Source organism: Bradyrhizobium sp. P5_C11_2, assembly GCF_054049755.1.
Genome location: NZ_JBFULT010000210.1, coordinates 1 through 11787, shown reverse-complemented (window position 1 = coordinate 11787; position 11787 = coordinate 1). Strand labels below are relative to the sequence as shown.

Annotated in this window: 12 protein-coding genes and 1 pseudogene; 9 read left to right on the top strand and 4 right to left on the bottom strand. The window is 65.2% G+C overall.

Going from position 1 to position 11787, the window contains the following annotated elements:
* From ACXJL8_RS20185 to ACXJL8_RS20165, 5 genes are all read left to right on the top strand, one after another.
* Positions 1-1888, top strand: a 1888-nt coding sequence (locus ACXJL8_RS20185) for an ABC transporter permease (protein ID WP_456685453.1), incomplete at its 5' end; no start/stop codon positions are given.
* A complete protein-coding gene (locus ACXJL8_RS20180; protein ID WP_456685452.1) occupies positions 1885-2676 on the top strand; it encodes an ABC transporter ATP-binding protein in 792 nt (263 codons plus the stop codon). The genes ACXJL8_RS20185 and ACXJL8_RS20180, both read left to right, overlap by 4 nt.
* Complete coding sequence (locus ACXJL8_RS20175) at positions 2673-3377, top strand: ABC transporter ATP-binding protein (RefSeq protein WP_456618804.1); 705 nt, start codon at positions 2673-2675, stop codon at positions 3375-3377. The genes ACXJL8_RS20180 and ACXJL8_RS20175 overlap by 4 nt, the downstream gene beginning before the upstream one ends.
* A 16-nt stretch (positions 3378-3393) precedes the next feature.
* Positions 3394-3849, top strand: a complete 456-nt coding sequence (locus tag ACXJL8_RS20170; RefSeq protein WP_456618803.1) for a MarR family winged helix-turn-helix transcriptional regulator — start codon at positions 3394-3396, stop codon at positions 3847-3849.
* A 43-nt stretch (positions 3850-3892) separates the two neighbouring features.
* Entirely contained in the window at positions 3893-4282 is a 390-nt protein-coding gene (locus ACXJL8_RS20165) for a hypothetical protein (protein ID WP_456618802.1), read from the top strand.
* Positions 4283-4291: 9 nt separating this feature from the next.
* Here ACXJL8_RS20165 and ACXJL8_RS20160 read toward each other — a convergent pair whose 3' ends face one another.
* Positions 4292-4981: a hypothetical protein gene (locus tag ACXJL8_RS20160; protein ID WP_456685451.1), complete on the bottom strand. Its 690-nt coding sequence runs from the start codon at positions 4979-4981 to the stop codon at positions 4292-4294.
* A gap of 119 nt (positions 4982-5100) precedes the next feature.
* Complete coding sequence (locus ACXJL8_RS20155; RefSeq protein WP_456618800.1) at positions 5101-6297, bottom strand: amidohydrolase family protein; 1197 nt, start codon at positions 6295-6297, stop codon at positions 5101-5103.
* A gap of 158 nt (positions 6298-6455) precedes the next feature.
* Here ACXJL8_RS20155 and ACXJL8_RS20150 point away from each other — a divergent pair, with 158 nt between their 5' ends.
* The 3 genes from ACXJL8_RS20150 (at position 6456) to ACXJL8_RS20140 (ending at position 9155) form a co-directional block, all read left to right on the top strand.
* Positions 6456-7229 carry a ferredoxin--NADP reductase gene (locus ACXJL8_RS20150; protein ID WP_456618799.1) on the top strand — a complete coding sequence of 258 codons (774 nt, stop codon included), beginning with the start codon at positions 6456-6458 and terminating at the stop codon, positions 7227-7229.
* Positions 7230-7430: 201 nt separating this feature from the next.
* Entirely contained in the window at positions 7431-7757 is a 327-nt protein-coding gene (locus ACXJL8_RS20145) for a hypothetical protein (RefSeq protein WP_456685450.1), read from the top strand.
* Between the two features lie 90 nt (positions 7758-7847).
* On the top strand, positions 7848-9155 hold the full coding sequence (locus ACXJL8_RS20140) for a cytochrome P450 (RefSeq protein WP_456685449.1): 1308 nt from the start codon (positions 7848-7850) through the stop codon (positions 9153-9155).
* Here the strand turns inward: ACXJL8_RS20140 and ACXJL8_RS20135 are convergent.
* Positions 9056-10300, bottom strand: coding sequence for a DUF763 domain-containing protein (locus ACXJL8_RS20135; protein WP_456685454.1), 1245 nt, complete (start codon positions 10298-10300; stop codon positions 9056-9058). The genes ACXJL8_RS20140 and ACXJL8_RS20135 overlap by 100 nt on opposite strands.
* A gap of 127 nt (positions 10301-10427) precedes the next feature.
* Here ACXJL8_RS20135 and ACXJL8_RS20130 point away from each other — a divergent pair, with 127 nt between their 5' ends.
* Positions 10428-11573, top strand: coding sequence for a mechanosensitive ion channel family protein (locus ACXJL8_RS20130; protein WP_456618795.1), 1146 nt, complete (start codon positions 10428-10430; stop codon positions 11571-11573).
* Between the two features lie 12 nt (positions 11574-11585).
* On the opposite strand, the pseudogene ACXJL8_RS20125 reads toward ACXJL8_RS20130, so the two are convergent.
* Positions 11586-11787: pseudogene (locus ACXJL8_RS20125) on the bottom strand (ABC transporter substrate-binding protein); the annotation flags it as partial.

Below are 11787 nucleotides of genomic sequence, written 5' to 3'. Positions count from 1 at the left end.
GGCCTTTTACGTCGTACAGTTTCTGACCGGTCTCGCCAGCGCAGCGTCGCTGTTCCTGGTGGCGTCGGGCCTGTCGATCATCTTCGGCGTGACGCGGATCGTGAATTTCGCGCACGGTGCCTTCTACATGATCGGCGCCTATATCGCCTTCACGCTGACCGAGCGCCTCTCAGGCGCATTCGGCTTCTGGGGCGCGATTGTCGTGGCAGCACTTGCCGTGGCGCTGATCGGCGTCATCGTCGAGATGGTGCTGCTCCGGCGCATCTACCACGCGCCCGAGCTGTTCCAGCTGCTCGCAACCTTCGGCCTGACGCTGATGGTCGAGGATCTCGTGGTGCTGATCTGGGGACCTGACGATCTCGTCGGCCGCCGCGCCCCAGGATTCAAGGGCGCTGTCGATTTCTTCGGCCAGAACATCCCGAGCTACGACCTGTTCCTGATCGTGCTCGGGCCGGTCGTGCTCGGCGTTCTCTGGCTGCTGTTCCAGCGTACGCGCTGGGGCGTGCTGGTGCGCGCCGCGACGCAGGACCGCGACATGGTCGCAGCGCTCGGCGTCAATCAGAAATGGCTGTTCACCTCTGTGTTTGCGGTCGGGGTCTTCCTCGCCGCACTCGGCGGCGCGCTCCAGATCCCGCGCGACGCCGTGCATCACGCCATGGACCTGCGCATCATCGTCGAGGTCTTCGTCGTCGTCGTGATCGGCGGCCTCGGCAGCATCATCGGCGCCTTCGTGGCGGCGGTGCTGGTGTCCGAGCTCAACGCTTTCGGCATCCTGATCTTCCCGAAAATTTCCATCATCCTGGTCTTCCTGGTGATGGCGGTGGTGCTGATCGTGCGGCCCTGGGGCCTGTTCGGCCGGCCAGAGGCACCCGCCCGCAAGACGCCCGGCCTCACCGTCAATCCCTGGCGGCCGCTGACGTCGAACGAGCGGCTGGCCGCGCTTGCAGTGCTCGTCATCGCGGCGACGCTGCCGCTGTTCGCCGGCAATTATGCGTTGACCGTCGGGTCCGAGATCGCGATCTTCGTGATCTTCGCCGTCAGCCTGCATTTCCTGATGGCGGTTGGCGGGCTCGCGTCGTTCGGCCATGCCGCCTATTTCGGGCTCGGCGCCTATGGCGTCGCCTTCCTCGCCAAGATGGCGGGGCTGCCGATGATCGTGTGCCTGCTGCTCGGACCGCTGCTGGGCTGTCTCGGTGCCGCCGTGTTCGGCTTCTTCGCGGTACAGCTCTCCGGCGTCTATTTCGCCATGCTGACGCTCGCCTTCGCGCAGATCGTCTGGTCGATCGCGTTCCAGTGGGTGAGCGTGACCGGCGGCGACAACGGCATTCTGGGCGTGTGGCCGGAAAAATGGGCGGCGAGCCCGTCGCATTTCTATTGGCTGTCGCTCGGCGTCGCCGCGCTGGTGACGGTCGCGCTGCGCGTCGCAGTGTTCTCTCCATTCGGCTACGGCCTGCGCGCCACGCGCGATTCGGCGCTGCGCAGCGAAGCCATCGGCGTCAACGTCAAACGCATGCAGTGGACGGCGTTCGTGATCGCGGGCACGACCGCTGGCATCGGTGGCGCGCTGTTCGCCTACCTCAAGGGCAGCGTCTTTCCCGACAATCTCGGCATCTCGCTCTCGGTCGATGCGCTGGTCATGGTGCTGCTCGGCGGCGTCGAGACGGTGTCGGGCGCGGTGATCGGCGCGATCGTCTACAAGGCGCTCAACATCTGGCTGGTGAGCCAGACCGATCTTTCAAAGCTCGTGCTCGGCGGCTTCATCGTGCTGATCGTGGTCGTCTTCCCCAAGGGCATCGTCGGCATGCTGGAGATGCTCGCGCAACGGCGCAAGAGCACGTCGCCGCCGGGGTCAACTCTGCTTGCCAAGCCGATCGGGTCTGCCGAATGAGCGTCGCACCCCCACTTCTCGTGGTCGAAGGTCTGACCAAATCCTATGGCGGCATTCATGCCGTGCGCGGCGTCTCGTTCTCGCTGCGCGCCGGCGAGATTCTGGCGCTGATTGGCCCGAACGGCGCGGGCAAGAGCACCTGCTTCGACATGCTCAACGRCCAGAACAAGCCTGATACGGGGCATGTCCGCCTGCTCGGCGAGGACACCACGGGGAAGAAGCCGCGCGAGATCTGGCGGATGGGAGTGGGGCGCACGTTCCAGATCACGGCAACGTTCGCCACCATGACCGTGCGGGAGAACGTGCAGGTCGCGCTGATCTCGCATGGAAAGCAGTTGTTCAATCTCTGGGGCGCGGCGCCGAACTTCGACCGTGGTGAGGCCGGCCGCCTGCTCGAGCTGGTCGGCATGGGCGGCTATGCGGACCGTCCTTGCGGCGAGCTCGCCTATGGCGACCTGAAGCGGCTCGAGCTGGCGGTGGCGCTCGCCAATGAGCCAAAACTGCTGCTGATGGACGAGCCGACCGCCGGCATGGCGCCGCGCGAGCGCGTCGACCTGATGCGTCTGACCGCGCAGATCGCGCGGGAAAAGTCGATCGGCGTGCTCTTCACCGAGCACGACATGGACGTGGTGTTCGAGCATGCCGACCGCATCATCGTGCTCAACCGCGGCACGCTGATTGCCGAGGGCTCGCCGGCCGAGGTGCGCGGCAATCCGCAGGTGCAGGCGGTTTATCTCGGCGAGGGCCTCGTCTACGATTCCCGCCATCGCGAGGGGACATCGGCATGAAGCTCACGGTCGAAGGGCTCAACAGCCATTATGGCCCGGCGCATATCCTGTTCGACATCGGTTTCGAGGTCGGCGAGGGCGAGGTGGTGGCCCTGCTCGGGCGCAACGGCGCCGGCAAGTCGACGACGTTCCGTTCGATCGTCGGCCTCGTGGCGCAGCGCTCGGGCCGCATCGTGTTCGAAGGCAAGGACGTCTCGGTGCGGCCGACGCACGAGATCGTGCGCAGCGGTCTCGGCTACGTGCCGGAAGAGCGCCGCATCTTCACCGACCTGACGGTCGAGGAAAATCTCGAGGTCGGCCGCCAGCCAAAGCGTCCGAACGCGCCATCCTGGACCCGCGAAAAGCTGTTCGCGCTGTTTCCGAATTTGAGCGAGATGCGCAACCGCCCGGGCGGYCGCATGAGCGGCGGCGAGCAGCAGATGCTGACCATCGCACGGACGCTGATGGGCAATCCGTCGCTGGTGCTGCTGGACGAGCCGTCGGAGGGCCTGTCGCCGAAGATCGTGGAGCAGATGGTCGATGCCATCCTGACCATGAAGAAGGAGGGCGTCAGCATCGTCGTCTCCGAACAGAATTTGCATTTTGCGCGGCTGATCTCCGATCGCGCCTATATCATCGAGCGCGGCCGCATCTGTTTCGGCGGCACCATGGCCGAGCTCGATGCGCGCCCGGATATCCGTGATGCGCATCTGTCGTTGTGAAGGGAACCGGTAGTCGATGGCGAGAAGCGTCGCGGTGAAAAAGGGCGTCAAGCAGGCCAAGCCCCCCTATGTGCTCGACGAGCAGGTCGGCTTCATCCTGCGCCAAGTCTGGCAGCGTCACAGCTCAATCTTCGCCCGCGACATCGGCACCAACATCACGCCGACGCAATGGGCGGCGCTGTCGAAACTCGCCGAGACCGGGCCGTGCTCGCAGAACCAGCTCGGGCGGCTCACGGCGATGGACGTCGCGACGATCAAGGGCGTCATCGACCGGCTGACGGCGCGTGGCCTGACCGAGACGAGCCAGGACCCTGAAGATGGTCGCCGGCTGCTGGTGAGCCTGACGCGCGCCGGCCAGCAGCTTGCGGAAAAAGTCGCGCCGAACGCGCTCGCAATCACCCGCGAAACCTTGGCGCCGCTCGAGCCCAGGGAACGCGAGATGCTGATGGCGCTGCTGAACAAGTTGCGGTGACGGGCGACTAACCTCGATGAGGACGTCATCGAGGATTTCCTGAATGAGAGTGGCGACGCGATTTGCGATGGTCGTGAGCGTTGGCGCGGCACTGGCGGCCAATTGCGCCCCGGTCCTGGCGGCGCAGGCCTATGAGGGGTTCTGGGCTTCCACCAAGAGGGATTGCCGCAATGACGACAGTCCCAACCGCATGAGCATCGAGGGCGGCAACCGCCTGTACTGGTACGAGACACGCTGCCGCGCCAGCGAGATCACCGCTGACGGAAAGCAAAGCTGGAAGATGCGGCTCGCCTGCGAAGGTGAGGGGGAGAAGTTTCGCTCCAATCCGCGGATTTCGGTCGCGGCGGATGGCAGGCTGGTGATYGACAACGGGCCGGTCGGGCAGGCCAAGCGGCAATTCTACATGCGTTGTGAAATTCCAAAGCGACGCTGACTGAGGCGATCAGGTTTTTCCCGGCCATTTGGCCCGGTAGCGGATCTCGCTGCCGTCGGGCTGCGCTTGCCACGGCCCGAACTCGTCCGTGTGCGGGGCCTTGGYGGACATTCCGATCGGATAGAGCCGGTTCGGCTGACCTTCAATGTTGACGGCGAGCTGCCGGTGCGAGGTCCGGAACGCGAGTTCGACTTCGCCTGCGATGACTGCTCTGTCGCCATCACGGCGAAGGCGATCGACGCTTGGCTCGCCCGGCATGGTGTTGAGGTCGGTTTGCAGTTCGATGGCGATGTTGCGTGCCGACGCCGGCATTGTCGCTCCGGCGGGGAGGCGAACCTCGAACACAAGAAGCGGGGTGGCGGCGTTCGGGTTAAGCCAGGGCGTGGCCGTTGATACAGCGTAGAAATAGTAGGCGGTGCCGGTGGCGACGCAGAGAAGGACGACGACGCCGAGCGCCTTCAGACTGTTGCGCGCGAGGCTGCCGGTGTTGCCGTCCCTGCCGGAACGCATCGCCAGTTTGGTCGCCAGCACGAGACCGGCGATCGCACCGGCCGGAGCGAATACAAACAGTGCCAACAGGCCCGATGTGATCGGATCCGCGCGATTGTCGAAACCGACGAGCTCAAGCAGCAGGAGCGTGGCGACGAAGCCTGCCACCGCACCGGCCACTCCGGCGGCAATCCGCGACGAACTCCTCATGTCTCCCTCGATGGTCCAGCAATGAACTGCCGCCGCCGAGGGCTGCCTGCATTAGACGCAACAGGCCTGCGACTTGTTCAATGCGTTCGAGAGGCCATACGGAGCGGCGAACCGCTCCGTCACTTCGCCACCACCTCCGGCACCTTGCCCGCGGGCGGCGTGTTGCGGCTGCGCTGGGTGCGCACGATGCCGTCGATGATGGTCATGCCGATGCCGGGGAGGTCGCCGAGCTGGACGCTCTCCAGAATGGTCTTGCCGGGCGAATGCTGCGCCTTGTCCATGATGACGAAATCGGCGGAGCGGCCGACCTCGATCAGGCCGCAATCGAGCTGCCGCATCCGCGCGGTGTTGCCGGTGGCGAGACAAAAGGCGAGCTCGGCCGGCAAATCGCCGAGCGATGACAGCATCGAGACCATGCGCAGGATGCCAAGCGGCTGCACGCCGGAGCCGGCGGGCGCATCGGTGCCGAGGATGACGCGATGCAGGTCGCCCATCTCGCGCGCGATGCGCAGAGTGAACAGGGCCGAGCGTTCGTTGCCGTTGTGAACGATCTCGAGCCCGCGCTTGCAGCCCTCGCAGATGCAGCGGATCTGGTCGTCGGGCAGCGCGGTGTGGCCGCCGTTGATGTGGCCGACCACGTCGGTGTCGGCCTCCAGCACCACGTCCTTGTCGATCAGGCCGGAGCCGGGGATCGAGGGGCCGCCGGTGTGGATCGTGCTCTGGATGCCGTATTTGCGGGCCCAGCCGACCATCTTTCGCGCGGTGGGGCCGTCCTTGACGCCGCCGAGGCCGACCTCGCCGAGCAGTTTGACGCCGGCCGCGGCCAATTCCTTGAAATCCTCCTCGACCATCTCGCATTCGATCACGGGCGCACCGGCATGAACCTTCACGCCGCCCGGACGCAGATTCCAGAATGCGCGCTGGGCGAAGATGGCCATCGCCTTCAGGCCGACGACGTCGCGCGGGCGGCCGGGCATGTGAACCTCACCGGCGGAAATCATCGTGGTGACGCCGCCATGCAGGTTGCTGTCGATCCAGCCGATCTGGTTCTGGCGCGGCGTCCAGTCGCCCGCCACTGGGTGGACGTGGCTGTCGATCAGGCCCGGCGCGACGGTGGTGCCGTTGGCCTCGACGATGGTGGTCGCGCCTTCGGTGTCGAGATCCTTGAAGCGGCCGATCGCGGTGATCTTGCCGTTCTCGGCGACGATGGTGTCGCCATCCAGGATCGGCTTTTCCAGGGCGCCGGACAGGATCAGGCCGATATTGCGGATCACGAGCTTCGAAGGTCCGGTGGCCTGGGGTGCGTCATGCGCCATGGAAGGGGTCCTTGTCCTTAACTGCAACGCTTTCGATCTTGGGCAGCCTTGACCGCGGGATCAAGCCGGATTATTCATTAGTATACGAATGATCGTATACAAACGACGCATAGCTGACATTCGCCCCGGAACCGCAAGGCAGCGACAGGGAAGGTGAGATGAGCAATTTCAACCAGGAAAGCGTTTTGAGCGTCCACCACTGGACCGACACGCTGTTCAGCTTCAAGACCACCCGCAGCCCGACCTTCCGCTTCCGCAACGGCGAATTCACCATGATCGGGCTCAAGGTCGGCGAGAAGCCGCTGCTGCGGGCCTACAGCGTTGCCAGCGCCAATTACGAGGACACGCTGGAGTTCTTCTCGATCAAGGTGCCGGACGGCCCGCTGACCTCGCGGCTCCAGCACCTGAAGGAAGGCGACGAGATCATCGTCAGCCGCAAGGCCACGGGCACGCTGGTGATCGACAATCTCGAAGAGGGCCGCAACCTCTATCTGATCGGCACCGGCACGGGCCTCGCGCCGTTCCTGAGCGTGATCAAGGACCCCGAGACCTATGAGCGCTTCGAGAAGGTGGTGCTGCTGCATGGCTGCCGTCACGTCAAGGAGCTCGCTTATGGCGAGATGATCACCGAGACGCTGCCGAAGGACGAACTGCTCGGCGAGTACATCCAGAACCAGCTGATCTACTATCCGACCGTGACCCGCGATCCCTTCCGCAACCGCGGCCGCATCACCGACCTCATCACCTCGGGCAAGCTGTTTGCCGACATCGGCCTGCCGGTGCTGGAAGCGGCCCATGATCGCGTCATGATCTGCGGCAGCCCGGCGCTGGTCGCGGACACGCGCGTGCTGCTCGGCGARCGCGGCTTTGTCGAGGGCAATCACGGCGAGCCGGCCCAGTTCGTGGTCGAAAAGGCCTTTGCCGAGCGCTAGAGCCCGTTCCGCTGAAGCGGAACAGGCTCTAGAGTCTTATTCTGACGCGTTTTCTTTACGCGAACCGGTACCCACTTCGCTCGAAAACGCTATGGGTCCAGAATTCTTGCGCAAGAAGACCGCATTTTCGCCCTCGCACGGGCGTTGCGGGGCCGATTCTGCGCACGATACACTGTGGGAGCGAATCAGCGGAGTTCCCACATGGTTGCGGACAGCGACAGCAACATCGCCTGGCACCGGGTCCAGTTGAAGAAGAACCGCGCCGAGTTGAAGGCGCTCGAGACCGCGCGCTTCACGATGGKCGAGATCGCCTCATCGAAGCGCGCCGGCCAGACCCAGAAGACGATCGCGGAACTGAAGCGCAAGATCGCGCAGTCCGAGCGCACCATCGCCGATCACGACAAGCGTACCCGTAGGCCGCTCGGCACCGACCTGCAGAGCCTCAGCAATGGCAGTTGGAGCCATTGGGACGCCTATACCAGCCAGCAGCAGCGCAAGACCGGCCACCGCCCGCCGGAACGCGGATAGGCGATCTTCTCTTCTCCGCGGTTCCGGCTCTTGCGCGTCGCCTCGCGCACACCATCTGGTTGAGGCGCCACCAACCATTCCGGTGATCCCATGCCACCGCGCCTCGATTTCACCAGCGAGGCCTTCTTCCGCGATCCGCCCAAGGCGATCGCGGCGCTGCGCGCGTCCGGCCCCGTGGTCGCGACGCGTTTTCCCCTGGTCGGCGACGTCTGGATCACAACCACGCACGATGCCACCGCGCAGGTGCTGAAGGACGGCGCGACATTCACGCTGCGCAAGGAGGGCGGCGAGGTCGCCGGCCTGCGCTGGTGGATGCCCAAACTCGTCACCACCATCGCCAACAACATGCTGACCATGGACGAGCCGGACCACACCCGGCTGCGCAGCATCGTGGACGAGGCCTTTCGCCGCCGTGCGATCGTCGCGATGGAGCCGCGCATCCGCGCCATCGCCGTCGATCTTGCCGATGACCTGTTCGCGAAGGGAAGTCCCGCCGATCTCGTCCAGGCCTACGCCCGCATCCTGCCGCTGTCGGTGATCTCCGAGCTGCTGGGGCTGCCTGTGGCCGACCGCGCTCGCTTCATCGCCTGGGCCAACAAGATGTCGTCGCTGACGAATGTCGTCAGCTTCTTCCGGCTGCTGTTCGCATTCCGCAAGATGCGAGCCTATCTCGGAGAGCAGTTGCAGCTTGCACGGCTGCACGGCGGCGAGGGCCTGATCGCCGAGCTGGTCCAGGTCGAGCGCGAGGGCGGCCAGATCACGCCGGACGAAATGGTGTCGATGGTGTTTCTGCTGCTGGCGGCCGGCTCCGAGACCACCACGCATCTGATCAGCGGCTCGGTCTACGAGCTGCTCAGGAATCCCGGCCTTCGCGACTGGCTGGAGGAGGATTGGAGCCGCATCTCGCTCGCCGTCGAGGAATTTTTGCGATTCGTCTCGCCGGTGCAGTTCTCCAAGCCGCGCTATGTGCGGCGTGACGTTGAGCTCGATGGCGYGCGCCTGAAGAAGGGCGACCGTGTCATGGTCATGCTCGCCGCGGCGAACATGGATCCGGCGGTGCATGACCAGCCTGTGCGGCTCGATCTCGAACGCAAGCCGAACCGCCACCTGTCGTTCGGAACGGGAATTCATTTCTGCCTCGGCCATCAGCTCGCGCGCATCGAGGCGGCCTGCGCGCTGGAAGCGCTGTTCGTGCGATGGCCGAAGCTCGGCCTCGCCGTCGATCCCGAGGACATTCACTGGCGCAAGCGGCCGGGTCTCCGTGCGATCGCGAAGCTGCCGGTCGTCGCAGCGGACCGTCAGCCGGCCGATTTCCGCGATCCTACGATGTCGCGTTCCCAGCCGAACACCGAGCGGCCGTCGAGTTCGGGCGATGCGGCCCGCTCGCCTGCGATGTAGGCCTCGACCGATGGCCCCTGCGCGGTGMGTTCCAGGCGCCGGGCCTGATCGTCGAGGCGCCTGATCGCCTGCATCTCCTCGTCGCGTCCGAGCTTCGCGTTCTGGATCGCGCCCTTCAGCACGCGGATGGTCTCGTCATAGACCTTGATCGGGACGGGGAAGGGATGCCGGTCCTTGCCGCCATGGGCGAGCGAGAAGCGCGCCGGATCGTTGAAGCGATAGGGGGCGCCATGCACGACTTCGGCGACCATCGCGAGCGAGCGCACGGTGCGCGCGCCGACCCCAGGCGTCAGCAGCAGCTCAGGGAAGTCGACCGGGCCGCGTTCGGCGGCCGCGGCCAGCGTGCCGTGCAGGCGGCGGGCGAACACGTCCTTCGGCCGCACGTCGTGATGGGCGGGCATGATCAGATGGGGCAACATCGCCTGGGCGGGCTCTGTCCCGTTCAGCCGCTCGAATTCGGCGATGATGCGGTCCGGGCCGAGGTCGGACAGCAGCTCCAGCTGCGCGGTGCGCGAGACACAGGCGCGATGATCGGTGAGATTGACGATCTCGCCCTGCTCGGGGCCGTCGATCGCACTATGCGGCGCATCGACAAAGCTCTTCAGCGCCTCGGAATGCCAGTGATAGCGGCGGGCCTGGCGCTTGTCGCCGTTCATGCCCTGCTGCACCACCGTCCATTTGGCATCGGCGGTGACGAAGAAGCCGTGCAGGTAAAGATCAAAACCATCCTGCACCGCTGCGCTGTCGACCTTTGCCACCAGGCGGCTGGCGCGGGTGAGTTTCGCGCCGTCGAAACCGACGCGGTCGCCGAGCTGCATCAATTCATCCGGCGTCTTGCGCGAATGCTGGCCGCGGCCGCCGCAGACATAGATGCCGAGCTCATCCTGGAGCGGGCCGAGACCGCGCTTCAGCGCACCGATCACCGATGTCGTGATGCCCGAGGAGTGCCAGTCCATCCCCATCACGGCGCCGAACGACTGGAACCAGAACGGGTGCGACAGCCGCTGGAGAAACGCATCGCGCCCGTAATGATGCACGATGGCCTCAGTCACGATCGCGCCGAGCGAAGCCATGCGGGTCGCGAGCCAAGGCGGAACCCGGCCGGTGTGCAGGGGAAGGTCGGCGCTGCCGGTTCGTCTGGTCATGATTGCCCAGAAATAGCGCAGTTCGGCGACGGTTGCACGTGAGGAATGCTGCGTTGCACTGAACGAGGGGAGCGAAGACGCCGGAAAGGCGTTGAGCGCAGACTCGATCGCAATGGCGGGGACACCGATGAATCTGCAGATCGTCACGGCCGAGATCGACAAGATGCTCGGCTGGATACCTTCGTGGTTCGTTGGTCTCAGCCTGATCGCCGGCGCGATCCTGCTTGCGCTGCTCGTCTATCGGGTCGGCGTCTGGCTCCTGACGCGGGCGTTTGGAATTCGGCTTCCGCTCCTCGAGGTGTTCATCGAACGCACCGCCGGGCCGGCCCAGCTTGCGCTATGCCTTGCCGGCGTCGCATTGGTGCTTCCGCTGGCGCCGCTCGATGACACGATTCGTACGCCGCTGATGCGCCTGTTCGTGGTCGCCTTCATCGCGCTGATCGGGTGGATATCGATCCGGATCGTGGACATGAGCGCGGCGCGCTATCTCCAGAACTTTCGCGATGTCACCGAGAATTTCGTCGCGCGCAAGCACGTCACCCAGGTGCGCGTGTTCAAGCGTGTGACCGACACCATCATCGTGATCATCACGGTGTCGACCGCGCTGATGACGTTCGATTCGGTGAAGCAATACGGCGTCAGCCTGTTTGCCTCCGCCGGTGCCGCCGGCATCATCGTCGGTCTTGCCGCCCGGCCGCTGCTCAGCAATCTGATCGCGGGCCTGCAGATCGCGATCACCCAGCCGATCCGGATCGAGGACGCCGTGATCATCGAGAACGAATGGGGCTGGGTCGAGGACATCGCCTCGACCTATGTCGTGATCCGGCTGTGGGACTGGCGGCGCATGGTGGTGCCGCTGTCCTATTTCATCGAAAAGCCGTTCCAGAACTGGACCCGCGACACCGCATCCCTGATCGGCGTGATCGCGCTCCATGTCGACTACCGCGCCGACGTACCGCGCATCCGGCGCTGGCTGGCGGAGGCGGTGAAGGATTCGAGCCTCTGGGATGGCGCGGTGGTCAATCTCCAGGTCATCGACGCGGATTCACGCACCATCGAGCTTCGCGCGCTGGTCAGTGCGCGCAACGCGCCGCAATCCTGGGACCTGCGCTGCGAGATGCGGGAGAAGCTGATCGCCTTCATCCGCGATGAGATGCCGGAAGCCCTGCCGCGCGAACGCGCGATCCTGATTCCGTCGGGAGGCGGCGACGATACCGAATTCCTGCGGCAGCCCGCTGCGCCGGAGAAGATGCGGTCGAACGCGCGCAATTGAACGGGCGGCCTCCTATTGAGCCCTCGCGGCGCCGCGCAAGCCCGCCTGCTGCTGGATCGTGTCCAGCGCGCCGGAGGACTGCTCCTCTGCCACAAAGCTATTGAGCAACGGGAGTGCGCTCTCGCGTCCCTTCGGGATGGCGATGGCCAGGTGCTCTGCGCCCCAATTGCCGTCGAGGAGCTTCGCGCCTGGCATCTGGTCGGACATCTCGAAC